Annotated in this window: 14 protein-coding genes, 1 tRNA gene and 2 pseudogenes; 6 read left to right on the forward strand and 11 right to left on the reverse strand. The window is 40.5% G+C overall.

Features of this window, described 5'->3' with window-relative positions:
- Positions 1 to 554: 554 nt before the first annotated feature.
- Positions 555 to 1,112, reverse strand: coding sequence for a tyrosine-type DNA invertase (locus PR767_RS19230; RefSeq protein ID WP_004266220.1), 558 nt, complete (start codon positions 1,110 to 1,112; stop codon positions 555 to 557).
- A gap of 339 nt (positions 1,113 to 1,451) precedes the next feature.
- Between PR767_RS19230 and PR767_RS19235 the strand changes: the two genes are divergently transcribed.
- Positions 1,452 to 1,814: a YibL family ribosome-associated protein gene (locus PR767_RS19235; protein ID WP_004266221.1), complete on the forward strand. Its 363-nt coding sequence runs from the start codon at positions 1,452 to 1,454 to the stop codon at positions 1,812 to 1,814.
- A gap of 177 nt (positions 1,815 to 1,991) precedes the next feature.
- On the opposite strand, the pseudogene PR767_RS19240 reads toward PR767_RS19235, so the two are convergent.
- The 3 genes and pseudogenes from PR767_RS19240 to PR767_RS19250 all read right to left on the reverse strand — a co-directional run bounded on the left by PR767_RS19240 (position 1,992) and on the right by PR767_RS19250 (position 3,682).
- Positions 1,992 to 3,021: pseudogene (locus PR767_RS19240) on the reverse strand (virulence RhuM family protein).
- Positions 3,022 to 3,155: 134 nt separating this feature from the next.
- Positions 3,156 to 3,335, reverse strand: a pseudogene (locus tag PR767_RS19245) (DUF932 domain-containing protein); the annotation flags it as partial.
- 252 nt (positions 3,336 to 3,587) lie between these two features.
- Positions 3,588 to 3,682 (reverse strand) — tRNA-Sec (locus PR767_RS19250).
- Between the two features lie 309 nt (positions 3,683 to 3,991).
- Between PR767_RS19250 and prlC the strand changes: the two genes are divergently transcribed.
- Positions 3,992 to 6,034, forward strand: coding sequence for an oligopeptidase A (gene prlC / locus PR767_RS19255; protein ID WP_272520819.1), 2,043 nt, complete (start codon positions 3,992 to 3,994; stop codon positions 6,032 to 6,034).
- Positions 6,027 to 6,797, forward strand: coding sequence for a 16S rRNA (guanine(1516)-N(2))-methyltransferase RsmJ (gene rsmJ / locus PR767_RS19260; protein WP_272520820.1), 771 nt, complete (start codon positions 6,027 to 6,029; stop codon positions 6,795 to 6,797). The genes prlC and rsmJ overlap by 8 nt, the downstream gene beginning before the upstream one ends.
- A gap of 83 nt (positions 6,798 to 6,880) precedes the next feature.
- Here rsmJ and gdhA read toward each other — a convergent pair whose 3' ends face one another.
- Positions 6,881 to 8,215 carry an NADP-specific glutamate dehydrogenase gene (gene gdhA / locus PR767_RS19265; RefSeq protein ID WP_117162895.1) on the reverse strand — a complete coding sequence of 445 codons (1,335 nt, stop codon included), beginning with the start codon at positions 8,213 to 8,215 and terminating at the stop codon, positions 6,881 to 6,883.
- Between the two features lie 266 nt (positions 8,216 to 8,481).
- Entirely contained in the window at positions 8,482 to 8,916 is a 435-nt protein-coding gene (gene uspA / locus PR767_RS19270; protein WP_004263149.1) for a universal stress protein UspA, read from the reverse strand.
- 450 nt (positions 8,917 to 9,366) lie between these two features.
- On the opposite strand from uspA, the gene uspB reads away from it, so the two are divergent.
- Positions 9,367 to 9,702: a universal stress protein UspB gene (uspB, locus tag PR767_RS19275; protein WP_004906561.1), complete on the forward strand. Its 336-nt coding sequence runs from the start codon at positions 9,367 to 9,369 to the stop codon at positions 9,700 to 9,702.
- A gap of 131 nt (positions 9,703 to 9,833) precedes the next feature.
- On the opposite strand, the gene pitA is transcribed toward uspB, so the two are convergent.
- Positions 9,834 to 11,324 (reverse strand): inorganic phosphate transporter PitA, encoded by a 1,491-nt coding sequence (gene pitA, locus PR767_RS19280; protein WP_004906562.1) that lies wholly within the window; start codon positions 11,322 to 11,324, stop codon positions 9,834 to 9,836.
- Positions 11,325 to 11,699: 375 nt separating this feature from the next.
- Between pitA and PR767_RS19285 the strand changes: the two genes are divergently transcribed.
- A complete protein-coding gene (locus tag PR767_RS19285) occupies positions 11,700 to 12,902 on the forward strand; it encodes an NAD(P)/FAD-dependent oxidoreductase (RefSeq protein ID WP_272520821.1) in 1,203 nt (400 codons plus the stop codon).
- Between the two features lie 496 nt (positions 12,903 to 13,398).
- Positions 13,399 to 14,097 carry a pirin family protein gene (locus tag PR767_RS19290; protein ID WP_109913168.1) on the forward strand — a complete coding sequence of 233 codons (699 nt, stop codon included), beginning with the start codon at positions 13,399 to 13,401 and terminating at the stop codon, positions 14,095 to 14,097.
- Between the two features lie 67 nt (positions 14,098 to 14,164).
- On the opposite strand, the gene pckA is transcribed toward PR767_RS19290, so the two are convergent.
- The 4 genes from pckA to PR767_RS19310 all read right to left on the reverse strand — a co-directional run bounded on the left by pckA (position 14,165) and on the right by PR767_RS19310 (position 19,468).
- On the reverse strand, positions 14,165 to 15,784 hold the full coding sequence (pckA, locus tag PR767_RS19295) for a phosphoenolpyruvate carboxykinase (ATP) (protein WP_004906570.1): 1,620 nt from the start codon (positions 15,782 to 15,784) through the stop codon (positions 14,165 to 14,167).
- A gap of 203 nt (positions 15,785 to 15,987) precedes the next feature.
- The gene (hslO, locus tag PR767_RS19300; protein WP_272520822.1) at positions 15,988 to 16,860 is read right to left on the reverse strand and encodes an Hsp33 family molecular chaperone HslO; all 873 of its coding nucleotides are present in this window, start codon (positions 16,858 to 16,860) and stop codon (positions 15,988 to 15,990) included.
- Between the two features lie 39 nt (positions 16,861 to 16,899).
- Positions 16,900 to 17,310, reverse strand: a complete 411-nt coding sequence (gene hslR / locus PR767_RS19305; protein WP_272520823.1) for a ribosome-associated heat shock protein Hsp15 — start codon at positions 17,308 to 17,310, stop codon at positions 16,900 to 16,902.
- 64 nt (positions 17,311 to 17,374) lie between these two features.
- A complete protein-coding gene (locus tag PR767_RS19310) occupies positions 17,375 to 19,468 on the reverse strand; it encodes an IgaA/UmoB family intracellular growth attenuator (RefSeq protein WP_272520824.1) in 2,094 nt (697 codons plus the stop codon).
- Between the last annotated feature and the right edge of the window lie 287 nt (positions 19,469 to 19,755).

The following is a 19,755-nucleotide window of genomic DNA, read 5'->3' on the forward strand; positions in this document are numbered from 1 at the left end:
TTATGTTGCATTATAGATTGATTTTTATAGATATTTTATTTATCCAATTGATTATCATTGATAATTGATTAATTTTTTTGTTATATATTATATTGCTGTATTTTACAGCGGAAATTAAAAGTTTTTAACTTACAAAAACCAAAAACATGAATTTATCATCTAAATAATTTCACTTACATCCTACCATTTCACAGAGTGGCTTTATTTAGCAATCAAAAACGGACTATTATTGTAAAAAAAATGATTAAAATATGATAACAATTAGTTAACAACGAAAGTGATTTGCTGTCACTCTTAATTGGAGTAATTAAATCATGATAATTCAAAAAAAAAAGAATAAATAAAATTATTAACTAATTTTATTTTTAAAGGCTGTGAAATAAATTAGTTGAGTATGTTGTTTGTGGCTTTCAAAATAATTATTGCCCTTAATATGCACAAGAATACCTCAGTTTTATCAAATCAATTGCCTAAATAACTGAGGTATTCTTGGTGTTTAGTTCATATTATTATGTTTAGTGCTAGCCTTATGTTGATACAAGTCATTAAATTGCTTATTGATTCAACCAAATACCACTAAACCTTTTTTCATTACTCGCAGTATAAATTACAGTATGAGCGATATTTCGATGCCCTAAATAATCTTGAATTAATCGTGTATCCCGGCCCAAATCAGCTAATGCATAGCCGCATGCATGCCTTAGCATATGAGGATGAAGCTTTACAGGAAGCCCAGCTATTTTTCCATACTGCTCAAATAAACGATAAATTTGATAACGAGAAATTTGGCTTCCCTTTTGTGAAATAAATAAACAATCTGATCCCGCTGTTTTCCAAGAATCTCTTTCAGCTAGCCATTTTTCAATCGCATTAAACTCTTCGGGAATTATAGGCTGTACGGTAGACAGCCCTCCTTTTAGTCTCCTAATAAATATCACTTTCTGCACTAAATCAATATCAGCCATTGTGATATGAGTGAGCTCGCTAACTCTTAACCCATGCAAAAAGCTCATTAATAACAAGCAATAATCGCGATTAGGATAGCGACCTTGCTTTGTAGCATCCAATAAAGAATTCACCTCTGTACGTGTAATAAATTTACGTTTAGTCATTATGATCTCATCTATACCTCGTTATATTTTGCTATATACCAACGATAAATTAACTAAAAATAATAATTTTTCAGAAAATTAAATATAATATGTCAGAAAGGTCAGTGATGATACCGAAATGCAAGCACTTAATCATGATATCACTAAGGCATAAAAAAACAGAATTGTGAGTGGTTGAGTGATAAGTTGATTTATAAGGTAATTATGTTGTTTTCATTGCATGAATGATGAGCGATAAAGGCGTCCTCACATGGGGTGTTAGTCTATATCCCTTTTCACCCTCTAATACGAAATAGTGTATACTTGCCGACAAGAAATTTATTCACGGTTAATTAAATAATGAAAGAAATTGAAAAAACACAAATTAAGCTTCTTAGCGACCGCTTAGACCTTATTCGTCACCAGATGGCAAGTATGCAACTGACGAGCGATGCAGAAAAATACGCAGAACTCGAAAAAGAAAAAGTGACGTTGGAAACTGAAATTACTCGTCTGAAAGCAGTGCGTAACCAAAAGCTCAGCAAAGAAGCACAGAAGTTAGTCGATATGCCATTCAAACGCCCAATCACTAAGAAAGAACAAGCCGATCTTGGCAAGCTGAAGAAGTCCGTGCGAGGTTTGATAATTGTCCATCCAATGACAGCATTAGGCCGCGAAATGGAACTGGATGTTATGACTGGTTTTTCTAAGGCTGATTTCTAGTTAGGGAGTCAACCTAACTAAAACCTGTAATGACTCACTAATACTAAAAGGTTCTTAGTACACTTTTCGTGGTTATGAACCGTTAGTGAGTATGAGTTCCCTCTTGTTTACTACGACCACCTCAGGTACTAAGCTAATTTTAGCAATTTAACTAAAAATAGTGATTCTACTATTTTTCTACTTTCCTATTTTCAGTAAATCTTTCAGCGCCGCGATATTCGCTCTCGCTCCTTCCGCTTCTTTTAACCGACGACATTTTTGAGCAAAAATATCAAATATCTCTTTAGCTTTTTCATCAGCGGCTTTCTTACTTATTCCACCAGCGCCTTGCAATACGTCTCGGTCATTGAAACTTAAAAACTGATCCAGTTTAGTATCCCTATCTTGTAAGAATACTTGCTTACGGCGCAGTGCTTGGTCTTCGGCAAAGTCGAGCCACATATTGACGATGCGGTTTAATTCTTTCAGTTCATTTTCACGTAGATAATTCTTCGCAACTGTCATATCCGTTTTACGAACTTCGTCCGACTTATAGCTAGTTAATCCCATATCCGGCTGACAGGCATATGCGCGAGAGGCAATAAGCTCAGCAGCAGTCATTCCCGTACAAGTAAAATGCAGCTTGTTTTGGATGGTTTGGAAGAAACGATTGGTTTCTTTATTCGAAGGCTCGTAATCCGCTGCCATGGTGAAAATCTCTTTCACCCGTAAATAAACCCGCCGCTCACTGGCACGAATATCACGAATGCGTTCGAGCATTTCATCAAAGTAATCTGGCACGACTGACTGACCGATAGGCGGATTTTTTAGCCGCTCATCATCCATCACAAACCCTTTGATCAGATACTGCTCCAGCGTTTGCCCACTGGCGGAACTGAGTGCCACGAATAGAACGAACGCGGTAGCCAATCGCAAGGATCATTGAGAGATTGTAATGCAACGTGTTGCGATTAACCTGTCGATTACCTTCTTGTCGAACTTGTAAGAAAGACTTACAAGTTGAATTTTGTACAAACTCACCCTCTTCATAGATCGCTTTAACATGTTGGGTTATTGCCTGAGGTGTTACCTGATAAAGGTTGGCAATTTCAGCCTGAGATAACCACAAAGTATCGGATTCAAAGCGGCATTCGACACGAGTTTGACCATCTTCACTGCGGAACAAAACAAATTCGCCCTGTGGTGCTTCAGGAAGATTTTCGCTCATCAAATTGCCCCCACTTTCTATATGTTATGCATAAACTATGAACAACAATATAGCATATTTAACAAAAAAATAAGGCCATCAATGAATAGCTAGCAAGCACATTATTTTATGTAAAAACAATATACTATTATTACCTATATCCATTCTCTGCAAGAAAAATGTTTGTGCATCTTTTCAGTCATCACCCACAATGCTTTATTTAATTTAATATCCCCATCAAGACCATTTACTGAACAAGTACGAGCTCGCTTACCTTTTGCATTTCGGTCCGATAATCCACCTTTAATTAAGCTCTCCTGCAAACGCTGATATAACCTCGAGATATAACCCCCCTCCATCGGTCATTTTATAGGGGGTTACCATTGGCCTTGAGGCCGCTACCTGACTGGCTTTGAGCTTCATTGTGGGGGCATCCAAAAAATAGGGAAAAATTATGCCCCCAATTTTGCCCCCAAACAGGGGTAGAAACCAGTAAACAAGGGGAGAATCAGACAGACTTTGAGATGATTAATCTTATTGATTTACAAAGAAAATATAGCTTTTGGAAGAAATTCAGAAACTGCGTTTGGCGGAAGATCACAGGAGTCGAACCTGCCCGGGACTGCTGGCAGCCCCAACTGGATTTGAAATCCAGCCGCCTCACCGGAGACGACGATCTTCCTCTATAGATTGGAAAGTGATTATAGACTGAATTCATTATTTTCCAAAGCATTGAAACTACAACTATTGCCTTTATTGATAAAAGCCAACAAAAAACCCATTTATTGATAAGTGTTAATAAGAAAAAACGTTAGATTGATATTGAGGTTTGTACATCTGCCCCCATATACTTTCTTATATTCGCTATGGCGTACTGGTTATATGATCCATAACATTAACCCTATTTGGGTATAAGTTCGCCATTTAACTTTTATTGTCAATACAGTAAGCCTTGGCCTACGAGCACAAGCCTGCAATCACAGGATGTTTTATGACAAATTCATTATTAGCCGATTCCGCACTACCCCGCTTTTCTACTATAGAGCCTGCGGATGTTTTCCCCGCAGTCCAACATGTACTCAATGAATATCGCCAAACAGTAGAAAACCTGCTGAGTGCAACGGATCAATACACTTGGGACAACCTGTGCCAACCTTTAGAAGAAGCCAGCGATAAGCTTTCTCGTGTTTGGTCGCCAGTTAGTCATTTGCACTCGGTGAAAAACAGCCCAGAACTGCGCGAAGAGTATGAAAAATGCTTGCCGTTACTGTCTGAATTCAGTACTTGGATGGGGCAACATGAGCCTTTATATCAAGCATATAAGTCATTAAAAGAAGGGGCTGAATTTAATTCCCTTAGCCAAGCTCAACGTAAATCCATCGAAAATACCTTACGTGATTTTGAGTTATCCGGCATTGGCTTACCCGCTGAAAAACAGCAACGTTACGGTGAAATCGTCGCACGTTTATCGGAGATAGCGTCTAAATTTAGCAATAACGTTCTTGATGCTACCATGGGTTGGAGTAAGCTCGTTAAAGACGAAAATGAATTAGCGGGTATGCCAGAAAGTGCAATTGCTGCAGCAAAAGCCATGGCTGAATCAAAAGGTGAAGAAGGCTACTTACTCACTCTTGATATGCCAAGCTATTTACCTGTTATGACCTATGCTGACAACGCAGAATTACGTCGTGAAATGAGCCATGCATATAGCACCCGTGCGTCTGACCAAGGCCCAAATGCAGGTAAATGGGATAACAGCGAATTAATTGATGAACTGATGGCTTTACGCCACGAACTAGCGCAATTATTAGGTTTTAAAAACTACGCAGAAAAATCCCTAGCGACCAAAATGGCCGAATCCCCAGAGCAAGTGCTGAATTTCCTCAATGATTTAGCCGACCGTGCTCATCAGCAAGGGGAAAATGAGCTGGCTGAACTGACCTCTTTTGCTAAAGAACATTATGGTATTGATAAGCTTGAGTCTTGGGATTTAGCCTATTACAGCGAAAAACAAAAACAGCATAAATTCTCATTAAATGATGAGCAGTTACGCCCTTATTTCCCTGAACAGCGCGTCCTGAATGGGTTATTCGAGGTTGTTCATCGTATCTATGGTTTAACCGCTAAAGAACGCAATGACGTCGAAACATGGCATAAAGATGTACGTTTCTTCGAACTCTATGACGATACCAACACTCTGCGCGGTAGTTTCTACCTTGACCTCTACGCCCGCGAACATAAACGTGGTGGGGCTTGGATGGACGATTGTGTGGGTCGTATGGTGCATAAAGATGGCTCGTTACAAAATCCTGTAGCTTACTTAACTTGTAACTTCAACAAGCCACTCGGTGATAAACCCGCACTGTTTACCCATAATGAAGTCACTACCTTATTCCATGAATTTGGCCACGGCTTACATCATATGTTAACACAAATTGATGTTGCAGATGTCGCAGGGATTAACGGGGTGCCATGGGATGCCGTCGAGCTACCAAGTCAATTTATGGAAAACTGGTGCTGGGAGCCCGAAGCCCTCGAATTTATTTCTGGCCATTATGAAACAGGCGAACCATTACCAACAGAAATGCTCAATAGCATGTTAGCGGCGAAGAATTACCAGTCAGCCATGTTTGTTCTGCGTCAGTTGGAATTTGGTCTATTTGACTTCACCTTACACGCTGAATATGACCCAGCAAAAGGTGCGCAAGTCATGCCAACGTTATATGCAATTAAAGACAAAGTCGCTGTCGTACCCTCTCCTGAATGGTCACGTTTCCCACATGCCTTTAGCCATATCTTTGCGGGGGGATACGCCGCAGGTTATTACAGCTACTTGTGGGCAGATGTACTCGCGGCAGATGCATACTCACGCTTCAGTGAAGAAGGTATCTTTAATCGTCAAACGGGTCAGTCCTTCCTCGACAATATCCTAAGTCGTGGGGGTTCTGAAGAGCCAATGGCACTGTTTGAACGCTTCCGTGGTCGTAAACCAGAACTCGATGCGATGTTAAAGAGCTATGGTATCCATGGCTAATGACATTGCGATCCAGTTGATCTGTGAAGAGGGTGCCGATCCCGGCACTCTCTCTCAACTTTCTGAAAAATGGCAGCTTTCTCATACCCCTGATGCCGTTATGGCTGTCGTACTTACGCCTGAAAATTTACAACTGCGTAAGCTAGATGAACCTAAATTAGGGGGAATTTTTGTCGACTTCGTCTCTGGGGCTATGGCTCATCGCCGTAAATTTGGAGGGGGTCGTGGTGAAGCGGTCGCCAAAGCTGTGGGAATCAAAAAAGATTATATTCCCGATGTGGTTGATGCCACTGCTGGCCTAGGGCGTGATGCCTTTGTTCTCGCCGCTCTCGGTTGCCATGTCCGCATGTTGGAACGTCACCCTGTGGTTGCTGCCCTATTAGACAATGGCTTACAACGGGGCTATCAAGATGCAGAAATTGGCCCATGGTTACAAGAGCGAATGTCATTGATCCATGCATCCAGTATTACCGCTCTGAGTGAAATAACCCACGCGCCTGATGTTATCTATCTCGACCCGATGTACCCTCATCGGCAAAAAAGTGCTTTAGTGAAGAAGGAAATGCGAGTATTTCAGTCATTGGTGGGAGCAGATGATGATGCAGATTCATTATTAGCCCCTGCGATTGCTTTGGCTAAACGTAGGGTAGTTGTTAAGCGCCCTGACTATGCAGAGCCCCTTGCGGGACAAAAAGCGCCATCAGCGATTACCACTAAAAACCATCGGTTTGATATCTATCCATGCATTAAAAATAACGAATAAACGTAACGGCGAAGGGCGTATGTACAGGTGAATTTATCAGTATGATACAGCCGCCCTTTCGCGTACGTTTTGAGGTCAGAGAATTACAACACACCCTGCCCAAGCATTGCATCAGCGACTTTTACAAAGCCCGCGATATTAGCACCTTGAACATAGTTTGTTTGTTTCTCTTCGCCACCGAATTCCACACAGTGCTGGTGAATATCCAACATGATATGGTGTAGACGAGCGTCAACTTTTTCTGCTTTCCAGCCTAGACGAGCCGCATTTTGAGCCATTTCAAGACCTGACGTTGCCACACCACCTGCATTAGCCGCTTTACCTGGAGCAAACAGCACTCCCGCTTCAAGGAACAGTTCGGTTGCAGGGATCGTCGTTGGCATATTAGCCCCTTCAGCGACCGCTTTAACACCATTTTTGATTAACACTTTTGCTGCATCAACATCCAGCTCATTTTGTGTTGCACATGGCAAAGCAATATCGACAGACACATTCCATGGTTGCTGGCCCGCTAAGTAAGTTAAGCCAAACTCTTTTGCATATTCTTCAATACGACCATAGTTGTTTTTGATTTCTTCCAAACGTGCAAGTTTTTCTGTTGTAAAACCTTCTTCATCAACCACAGTACCGCTTGAATCAGAAGCTGTAACCACTTTAGCGCCAAGCTCCATACATTTTTCAATGGTGTACTGTGCAACGTTACCTGAACCGGAAACTGCTACACGCATCCCTTCAAAGCCTAGGCCATGGCGTTTTAGCATTGCATTTGTGAAATAAACCAAACCGTAACCGGTTGCTTCAGGGCGAATTAAACTACCACCAAAAGACAATCCTTTACCGGTGAATACACAAGAAGTGTCATTAGACAGTTTTTTCATCATACCTGTCATAAAGCCCACTTCACGTCCACCCACACCAATATCCCCCGCAGGGACGTCAGTATTAGAACCAATATGGCGATAAAGTTCTGTCATCAATGCTTGGCAAAAACGCATCACTTCGCCATGGCTTTTACCTTTAGGATCAAAGTCAGAGCCACCTTTACCACCACCCATTGGCAATGTGGTCAGGGCATTTTTCAGTGTTTGTTCAAAACCTAAGAATTTCAGAATGGATAAATTCACAGATGGATGAAAACGCATACCACCCTTGAATGGGCCGATTGCAGAGCTAAATTGTACACGCCATGCACGGTTGACTTGAACTTTACCTTGGTCGTCTACCCAACACACTCGAAATTGAATCACACGTTCAGGTTCAACAAAACGCTCAAGTAATGCTTGGTCACGATACTTCGCATTTTGCTCTAAGAACGGCCAAAGGGAAGTGAATACTTCACGTACCGCTTGTAAAAATTCAGGTTGAGAAGGGTCTCTTTTTTGGACAGACTCCAAGAACGAAGATAGTGATTGTGTCATCTATGTCTTCCTTTTTAACATGTAGTTGTTGTGATGTGCCTCACTCTTTCTTATCATTATTTTTAGGAAATGTGAGGTTGATTTGCGTTTGCCTATTGAATATATCATTAGTTTGTATTCTAAATTCAAGGTTTTTTTTCACTCTATAGCAAAATAAATTGCTTGACCTGCCAATAACTACCTCAAAATACATATTTTGAAACAAAAAAAACGCCTGCATAAGCAAGCGTTTTTAGTGAATAATATTTCAAACAACGTGATATGGATTATTCTTCATCATCATTTAGTGGCACAATCAACATATCCACATGGACTGTATTGATTAGTTGGCGAGCAGACGACATCAGCTTGCTCCAGAAATCTTGGTGGTGCCCACAGACCACTAAATCCATATTGTATTTTTTGATGGCATCGACCAGTACTTGGCCTAGATCACCACTACCGCTGAGTGTTTCTTGAATTTCATAACCTGCACCTGCAGACAAATCTTTCAGAGCATTACGCGTTTCATCAGTAATACGTTGCTGCATGTCACCAAGATTGACATCAATAAGACCGGTATAGAGGTCTGAATAGTTAACATCAACATGGATCATAGATACTTTGGCCCCGTAAGGTTTTGCCATAGAGACAGCCTTATCCAGTAATACTTTACTTTCAGGTGATAAATCTACCGCAACGAGAATATGTTTGTAAGCCATAAGTAAACTCCTTCCGAATGCTGATTATCTGGTGGTTATGCCTTCACCACATCTTTATGAATACTATACCTGCTAATTGTGATTATTAAGTGTTGCTTTGATCACATCTAAGCAGATTAACCTTAAAATCATCACTTCATATAACATTTTATAAAACAATAACATCATTCATTCAATATTAATATATTGCCCTAAAAAATTCGAGTTATGGAGACTCTTTAGCTTAGTAAAACAACAAAGTTGCCCAGCAAACTGTGATATTAAAGTTCAGTAACTCAGGTTTATTTTCTTCAATATAAACAAAAGGTCATCACAAATTTGCGCTAATTGCACTTTTTTTAAACAATAATTTATCCTACAATAAAATAACTGAGTATAAGTATAATTTTTCTGCTGTATTTCCTTTGCGACAATTGCTGTGAGCTTGAGCTAGGTTCTAAGGAGAGGATTATGTTCAGTATGATTGCATTGTTTTGGGCATTATGCATTTTGTGCATCTTAAATATGATGCGGTACTTTTCTTCCGTTCGTGTTCTATTGTCTATTTTAAGGGATTCAGACCCTCTGCTTTATCAATCCGTTGATGGTAATGGTTTTTTTACTACACACGGCCAGCTAAACAAACAACTCCGGTTAGTTCGATACATAAATAACAAACAATACCTTGAACATTATGACCCTGAAGTTATTTTGCGTTGTGAGCGAATCCGTAAGCAATTCATGATGATAAGCAGGCTCAGCATACTTGTTATCGTGAGTTTAGCGTATTTATTGATAACAGGTTAACTATGATCGTAACTTTCTAATGAAAAAATAGTGATGGCCTTTCGATCATCACTATTTTGTATATGTAGATTACTGTGTTCATGTAACTGTTAAAGGCTCCATACTCATGTATGAAGCCAAAATTAGCGCGACTAGATAAACAGCAGCGATAGCCAGTATAAACCGCCGGATAACACAATGGACACCGGTAAAGTTAATAACCATGCTAGCGCAATGCTTTTAATGGTTTTTGTTTGTACACCACCACCATCGACAACCATCGTACCCGCCACTGCAGAAGATAAAACCTGCGTTGTTGAAACTGGCATACCAGTATAACTTGCCACACCGATAGAGACTGCCGCAGTTACCTGAGCAGATACACCTTGCGCATAAGTCATACCTTTCTTACCAATTTTCTCACCAATGGTCACAGCAACACGCTGCCAACCAAACATGGTGCCTAATGATAATGCTAAAGCAACCGCAATAATGATCCACAATGGTGCATATTCAACGGTATACAGCAAATCATTACTGAGTTTTTTCAGTAAGCTGGCATCTTTGGAACTGGTTTCTGGTAATTTTGCAACCGCATTCGCAGTATCAGAGATACACATCAGCAAACGGCGTGCGTGGTTACGTTGGTCTGGCGTCAGCTCTTCATAACTTTGAATGCCATCAAGCATCGTTTGCGCTTGATTTAAAATAGCGCCAGTACGTGTGCTATCACAATGGAATTCACCACCGGGTTCATCACTACTTTCTGCAACGGTCGGGGCATTTTCTATTGCATGGTTTAACGCTGGTTTATGTGTTTCATAGTATTGTTGCAGGTGGACAACCGCATCATGTGTTTTTGCGATGTCATAACCGTTAGAATTCATATTCATAACGAAACCTGCTGGAGCAACACCAATTAGCACCAGCATGATAAGACCGATGCCTTTCTGACCATCGTTCGCACCATGGGAGAAACTCACCCCAACTGCTGACAAAATCAATGCAGTACGGGTCCAGAATGGCGGCTTACGCTTACCATCTTTTTTCTCACGTTCCGCAGGTGTTAAGTGAATACGACGACGTTTCTTTGTGCCACTCCAATAACGGCGCAAAAAGAAAATCATCAAACCGGCAATCACAAAACCGATAGCGGGAGACAAAATTAATGACATGAAAATACTGATCATTTTCGGTATATTCAAGGCATCAACGACAGACGAATCAGTCACAATCGCGTTGGTTAAACCCACCCCGATTATCGCCCCGATAAGTGTGTGTGAACTGGAAGCAGGAATACCTAAGTACCAAGTTCCAAGGTTCCAAATAATTGCAGCCAAGAGCAATGAGAAAACCATTGCAAGGCCGTGAGCTGAGCTCACATTAAGCAAGAGGTCTGTTGGTAAGAGATGGACAATGGCATATGCAACGCTCAACCCTCCCAGCAAGACACCAAAAAAGTTAAAAACCCCTGCCATGACAACTGCGAACTGAGCCCGCATTGCTCTGGTATAAATAACCGTTGCTACCGCGTTAGCGGTGTCATGGAAGCCATTTATAGCCTCATAGATCAGCACAAACAACAGTGCCAGAACTAATAATAGACCTGTATGAAATTCTAAACCTGTAAAAAGATGTAGCATAGACGTTAAGCCATTATATGTTGGACATGAACGCGGCGCATTATCAGTGACAAACGCTGGCGGTGGAAGCAAAATCTAACCTTTTTTTGATTTAACTACCCATCAAAAAAGTACCTCATAGCAATTACCCCATATATTTCAATGAATTGCAGCAATCAAACTTATTCTGAATTTTTGAAACTTTTTAACGATATTTCCAGAAAATAATCGTTGTTTGCTTTTTTTAGACGAATTTCTCTAATTATAATACGTCCTGTATAGTTTTCATCAGTTCTTCCTCAAAGCTTTACATTACAATCTCGATGAGATGACGTAAAATATCCCAGTTATCAATGTAATTATGCTTAAAATCAAACATATATAGAGACACTTATTGTGAAAAATTTCGACGTTATTATTTTAGGTGCTGGCGCCGCAGGTTTATTTTGTGCCTCACACTCTGGCAAACGCGGTTTGAAAACGCTAGTGGTTGATAACGGGAAAAAATTAGGCAGGAAAATATTGATGTCCGGTGGCGGACGCTGCAATTTCACTAATATGTATACAGAGCACAGTAATTACATTTCTACGAACCCGCACTTTTGTAAGTCAGCACTTGCTCGCTATACACAGTGGGATTTTATTGCCTTAGTCGCTAAATATAATATCCCTTATCATGAAAAAACCTTAGGGCAGCTTTTTTGTGATAATAGCGCACAAGATATCGTCGATATGCTGCAAAGTGAGTGTAACCTACCTAATATCACTATTAAGTTACGTAGTGAGGTCACTGCCGTTGACAAAATAGATGATGGTTTTTTAGTCACGATTAACGGCTCTCAAGTAAGTACCCACTCACTTGTCGTTGCAACCGGCGGCTTATCGATGCCTGGTTTAGGTGCAACCCCCTTTGGCTATCGCCTTGCGGAACAGTTTGGGCATACTATTATTCCAACACGAGCAGCACTGGTGCCCTTCACTTTACATAAACCCCTTTTAGAAACATTGCAGGTACTTTCAGGCATCTCTGTCCCTGCAACGGTAACAGCAGCAAATGGCACCGTATTTAAAGAAAATATTTTATTCACCCATCGGGGGCTTTCTGGTCCAGCCATTTTGCAAATATCCAGCTACTGGAACTCTGGTGAGTACGTAAGTATTAACTTACTTCCCGATATTGCCGTAAATGATTTTATCGCTTCAGAGAAACACCAGCACCCAAATCAATCGTTGAAAAATACCTTAGCAAAAATACTACCTAAACGGCTAATTGAGATATTACAAGCTCAAGGGCAAATCCCTGAATGTGCGCTAAAACAGCTTAACCATCCTCAAATTGAAGCGTTGCACACCACATTACACCAATGGCAGGTACAACCTAATGGAACGGAAGGGTACCGCACAGCTGAAGTAACATTAGGTGGCGTTGATACTCACGAAATATCGTCTAAAACCATGCAATCGCTTAAAGTGTCTGGCCTGTACTTTATTGGTGAGGTGATGGATGTAACTGGCTGGCTCGGAGGTTATAATTTTCAATGGGCATGGAGTTCCGCGGCTGCATGTGCGGAAAGCTTGCCTCTCCCTTTCACTGAATAATAGGAAAAAGACTGGAAACATACTCAGTCTTAACTCGACGCTTAATGGAATTGTTCTGTTAGGAGTATCCTCCTGTATTGATGCCCAGAAAATCTTAATCCATTGAAAAATAATGGTTAATATTTAATTTCATATAAATCATATAATTGCAGTTTTAATTATAAGATATATTATTTTGGTTAAAAATAATGCTTTACAAACGATAGTGATAACTATTATCATTATCATCACTTCCTCGATAGGGTTACTTAGTCACCCTTTTGCAGGGGGTACGACATTGCTCACATTGCTTCCAGTGTTTACTTTAGCCAGCCTTGCGCTGGCTATTTTTTTATCCACACCACAATTCTCTGCAATCACCGCGTATCTTATTCAAATTTTTTGGATCCTATGGTTAATGGGAGCTACTTTTCTCTGCGTATAAATTGGTTAAACTGTCATCAACACATTTAGAGCGAGTTCAACCAAGGTTGAAATCCGTACAGGAGAGAACACGATGATTTATTTACGCAAAGCAAACGAACGTGGTCATGCAAACCATGGATGGCTCGACAGTTGGCATACTTTTTCATTCTCTAGCTACTATGATGAGCAATTTATGGGCTTTTCTGCACTGAGAGTAATTAACGAAGACTTTATTGCTGCGGGCCAAGGGTTTGGAACCCACCCCCATAAAGATATGGAAATATTGACCTATGTGCTCAATGGGACTGTCGAACATAAAGACAGCATGGGCAATATGGAGCAAATCCCTGCGGGTGAATTCCAAATTATGAGTGCAGGTACGGGTATTCGTCATTCTGAATACAACCCAAGCAATGAAGAAGAGCTACACCTGTACCAAATTTGGATCATTCCTGAGAGAACGGGTATTGAGCCACGTTATGAGCAAAAACGGTTCGATTCCAAAGATGGCAAGCAATTGGTGCTATCACCGGATGCACGTGATGGCTCATTAAAAGTTTATCAAGATATGGAACTGTGGCGCTGGGCATTACCTGCAAATGAAACACACACTCATGCGGTCGCTGATAAGCGAGTTGTATGGATTCAAGTCGTCAAAGGGAATGTGGAAATCAATGGCCAAAAAGCAACCACCAGCGATGGTTTAGCTATTTGGCAAGAAACAGCACTCACCATCAAAGCAAGTGAAGATAGTGAAATCCTGTTGTTTGACTTACCATCCGCAGAATAATCATTTTCACAACAAAAAAGGCTCTACATTGGTAGAGCCTTTATTATTTATTGATTCACAAAACTAATTACAGTTTTGGCCCGGCTTTCACCAGTGCGGCACCTGCTGGCGTGTCCGTGTACTTATCAAAGTTATTCACGAAACGTTCTGCTAAGTCTTGCGCTTTTTCATCCCACTGCGCTTTGTCTGCATAAGTATTACGTGGGTCAAGGATATTGGTATCCACACCCGGTAATGCTGTTGGGACTTCTAAATCGAACACAGGCAGTTTAATCATGTCCGCTTTTTCGATATCACCACTTAAAATAGCATCGATGATGGCACGAGTATCTTTGATGGAGATACGTTTGCCTGTACCGTTCCAGCCTGTATTCACTAAGTAAGCTTTCGCGCCAGCCGCTTCCATACGTTTAACTAATACTTCAGCGTATTGTGTTGGGTGCAATGATAAGAATGCAGCGCCAAAACATGCAGAGAATGTCGGAGTCGGTTCCGTCACACCACGCTCTGTCCCTGCTAATTTCGCGGTAAAGCCTGATAGGAAGTGGTACTGCGTTTGTTCAGGCGTTAAACGAGAAACAGGTGGCAACACACCAAATGCATCTGCGGTTAAGAAGATAACTTTTGTTGCATGGCCCGCTTTAGAAACAGGTTTTACAATGTTGTCAATGTGGTAGATTGGATAAGAAACACGGGTATTTTCCGTTTTTGAACCATCATTGAAATCAACAGTACCATCTGCCAACACCATCACGTTTTCCAATAACGCATCACGTTTGATAGCGCCATAGATGTCTGGCTCAGCTTCTTTAGATAAGTTGATCGTTTTTGCGTAGCAACCGCCTTCAAAGTTGAATACGCCGTCATCATCCCAACCGTGTTCATCGTCACCAATTAACTTACGTTTTGGATCGGTAGAAAGTGTGGTTTTACCTGTTCCAGATAAACCAAAGAAAATGGCGACATCGCCTTTTTCGCCGACGTTAGCAGAACAGTGCATAGATGCAATGCCTTTTAATGGCAGCAGGTAGTTCATCATAGAGAACATACCTTTCTTCATTTCGCCACCATACCAAGAGCCACCGATCAGTTGCATGCGCTCTGTTAAGTTGAACGCAACAAAGTTTTCTGAATTCAAACCTTGTGCTTCCCAATTCGGGTTAGTACATTTCGCGCCGTTCATGACGATGAAATCAGGTTCGAAGCCCACTAGCTCTTCATCTGATGGGCGAATGAACATGTTTTTAACGAAATGCGCCTGCCATGCAACTTCAGTGATGAAACGTACTTTTAGACGAGTGTCGGCGTTCGCACCACAGAATGCATCAATGATAAACAAACGTTTACCAGACAGTTGTTCAGTCACTAAATGTTTGAGATCCGCCCAAACTTCTTGTGACATCGGTTTGTTGTCGTTTTTACCTTTACCTTGGTCTGCCCACCAAACTGTATCGCGAGTCACGTCATCACGTACAATATATTTATCTTTTGGTGAACGACCAGTAAAGATACCTGTATCAACCGCAACCGCACCTAAAGTGGTTACTGTTCCACGCTCATAACCTTCAAGTCCTGGCTTAGTTTCTTCCGTGAATAATAGCTCGTAACTTGGGTTATAAACCACTTCAGCTACATCATGAATACCGTACTTTTCAAGTTCCTTCAGGGTAATGCTTTTAGCGCTCATTATATTGCTCCTGGTAAACATAATTAATCTGCGGATGATCATAATTCTTTACGACTAATTAACAGCGATTGCTATCAAAGAATTGAAAATGTATAATTTTTTTTAATTCATAATGAGACTTAGAGCACGTAATAATGCTTTAAAATTATAAAAAAAGGGTGCAGAATTGCACCCTTGTCACATAATTAGGTTGCTAAATCGTATCAGTGAAGTTGCTGATTTAGCTCATTATTTAACCCTTGAAGATCGGATTCAATAAATACGTAATGTGAGCCACAAAATTCACACTCCATATCAATTTTTCCATCTTTGTGTAAAATATCGATAACATCTTCCTTCGGTAACGTCGCTAATGTACTTTCGCAACGCTCCCTTGAACAAGTACAACGAAACTCGACAGATTGTGGGTCATATAACGTGACATCTTCTTCATGATAAAGACGATGTAAAACCTCTTTCACATCCAATGTGCTCAGCTCTTGGCCTTTAATTGTGGCTGTCAGTTGCACTAAGTGGTCAAAGAAATCATGGCTTGTTTCATTTGCCGCTGGTAAAACTTGCAACAACATGCCACCTGCACTTGGTTTCCCATCTACTTCACCCACACGAATGAATAAACGGGTTGGCAATTGCTCTGACTGGCGGAAATAGGCATCAATGCTTTCTTCAATAGAATCCCCTTCGATCGCCACAATTCCTTGATAACGTTCACCTTGATTCGGTGTGATGGTAATCACCATAAAACCATTACCAATCATCTGCTTCAGAGTGCTACCAGCCACAACAGGGCCATCTACACGTGCAACACCACGCATCTGTTGTAAATTATTACCGTTGATAACCGCCAGATTAACCGGCCCATCCCCTTGAATTTGGACAGTAATATCACCATCAAACTTCAACGTTGCCGTCAATAAACTGGTAGCAACAAGTAACTCACCTAACAAACTTTTCACCGCTGTTGGGTAGTCATGGTTTTCTAAAATATGTTCAAAGGTTTCATCAACACTGATCATTTCCCCACGAACGGAATGTTGCTCAAATAAAAAACGGTGGAGTAAGTCTTGGTTTGCCATAATATCTCTCTATTGCTCGGGCTGTTGCTCAGGCCGTCATCAAGACGACTCATGAGAATTTGTTTGTTTAAACTTTAATAGAGTACGCCGTTCTTTCTTATCTGGACGTCGCTCTGGATGCGGCATCGTAAGTGCATTCATCTTACGCGCTTGTGCCATTTTCTCTCGTTGTTCAATACTTTCTACGGTTTCACAGTACAGAAACTGTGCTTCCGGCGCGCCTTTACGCTGGCTACTAATTTGCATGATTTCAACCGTCCGTTCATCATTACCTTGTCGAAGCTTAACGATTCCGTGTAACTCAACAATCTTCCCGGGCTTAGTTCTTTGCCCATTATAATGAACTTTACCACCTTCAATCATTTCACGGGCGACTGCACGCGTTTTATAAAATCGCGCAGCCCACAGCCATTTATCAAGGCGAACAGGTTCTATAGTGGATTGATTCATGGTGCCTCCTCAACATAAGTCTGAATCAAACTAAGAAGAGGCTCCCTCTATTTTCGGGATGATACTATCGACGATAGGAAGGGGGATTAGCCTCAAAGCATTTATCATAATATTCTGTGATATTACGCAAACGCTTCTTATTATTCAAAACACGTAGCACAATCAACGAACCATTTAACAAAGCACACACTAACAAAAACAGGATAAAAATCGCACTACGTATATACTGAGATACCACTTTTGAATTGGGCTCTTCATGCAACACAATTTGCAATGTGCCATTAGCATCTACTGATAAACTCGTAATGACCCCTTCAATATTGAACGGTGTATTGATTAGAAGATTTGATAACCTTTGCAATTCTTGCCAACGCTGTAATGGCGATAACTCATTAAAAGAAGCTCCCGGTATCGAATCGACTAAAGGCTTATTTTCATCACTAATTAATAAAACACCTCCAGGAGGCGGACTATTAATTTTACGCACTTCTCTGTCTATTTCTGTCCTGATAAAATCATATATGGTGTCTTCCACGATGTTTTCCAAGGCCTCTGCGCTACCCGCACGCAATAAAACATGAGCCCCTTTTAATTTTCCTGTGGATGCTTTCTTTACTAATGTAGGCCAATCCTCTGTACTTCCTAAGTTAGTCAGTGCATTTTTTAATTTTAAGCAGTTATCCGAATTATGGCACAGTTGTTCTGTTCCCATAATAATAGCCGAAAAATCAAAGATGATATTCATCCCAGATTTCATAATATCGCGCTGTAACCTTGGATTAACCCCGACTGAGTTTTTGTCTGGATGTAATTGGCTTTTGACAGTATCAAGCAATGATATTGAACGTTCGACAACCTCTGATTGAGGTTCAGTCAGTAAACTAACATCATTCCAATAAATACCAGAGCAATCAAACGGTACAAATTGAGCTTGGTTTTCTTTATTCAAATTCGGTGGGCGGTAACACATCCCTTTACCTTGGGCAACTAATGTATCCCCAATTTTGATCTGACGGGAAACGAGGTCATTAGGGTCCTCAACCTTAATTTTCTCTGTACCACCTAACCAAGCAAAACCCAGTTTTATCGGTAACCCCATCGGTTGATATGCAAATATCAAGGCCATCGTTAATAATGCCCCAACTAACATCAACACATTCTTTTTGAACCGCTTATATGGGTAATAACGTTCTTCTTCATGCAAAGAAAGATACTTACCGAGTCTAACCACCTCACCCGTCGTATAAAAATCAATATTAACGGCTTGGTTTTCTTCGTATTTTAAATAACTCGCCCAATGGCTGGGGTAGTGCAAATCAATACCCGCAATAGAGGTATTTGTGGAATATTTTTTATCAAGCTCGCCATAAAGTTCCCAGCGCTTTGGTTGACCGTGAATACATTGAATATCTTGATATTTTCGAGGAAACATCCTAGAGCGAAAAAGAACAAGTAACCCAATGACAAACGTAATCATTGAAATCACTAACCCCGATTCCTGTAATAACGGGATTGAAACGAGGGTTAAATAACCAAATAAAAAACTCAGGCAAATGATCGCAGCGCCAAGCCAGCCCGTAGAATGGTGTAATCTATGCTCTTCTATCGTCTCTTTACGCACTTTTAATCGTTCAATGCTATGTTGGCCACGTTCTTGAATTGCAGCATCAGGCAATATTGAATCGAGTGGCACGTCAGTTTGCCATTCACTACTAAAATCTTTCAATGAGTGACTATTCATTGAAATAATCAATGGTAAATGATCTGTTTCGACTATCTCCATGACATTTTGGCGCTGCAAAAACGGTTCAAGCTGTGAAGGGAGCTGAACTTCAATGGTATCAATAAAATAACGCCAGCTATTTCCCTGCTCTTGGCGCAAATTAAAACGCGTTAATGAATGGCAAATTGTTGCTATTGTTGAATTTTTTTTGATTTGCCATGGATGTTGAGAAGAATTTATTGATACAGCAGAGCAATAATTTAAATACTGAGAGATGGTTTGGTAATCTAAATCAATCATTTTTCTAAATGATGGTGACGCTACAGAGGGTATTTGATAGACGCCAGAACGCCGCCCCCGCCTAAAATATAGGAAGGAAGCCATTATAGTCAGGCTAATAACAATTATAGCCGTTATAATGACATGGTTCAGCATTGTTTCCCCAATGAAAAATGAATAAGAAAAGCATATCAACCATCAGGCTTTCTAAAAATAAGCCAATTCCTATTCTATTTAGGATTTTTATTTTAAATTACAACATCTTGTAAAAAAATTTTTTATTTATTCATCCGTGCTATTTTTGAACGACGATTATACTAACAGCATTTTATCGACTCGATAATATCTATCATTTTATTTTGATATAGGTCATAGTTGTACGGTGATTTCAAAATACGGGCAGTACTAAGTACAACGCGTCTCGTAAATCAATGAAATATGCT

The sequence above is a fragment of the Providencia sp. PROV223 genome (genome assembly GCF_028479245.1).
Classification (GTDB): domain Bacteria; phylum Pseudomonadota; class Gammaproteobacteria; order Enterobacterales; family Enterobacteriaceae; genus Providencia; species Providencia rettgeri.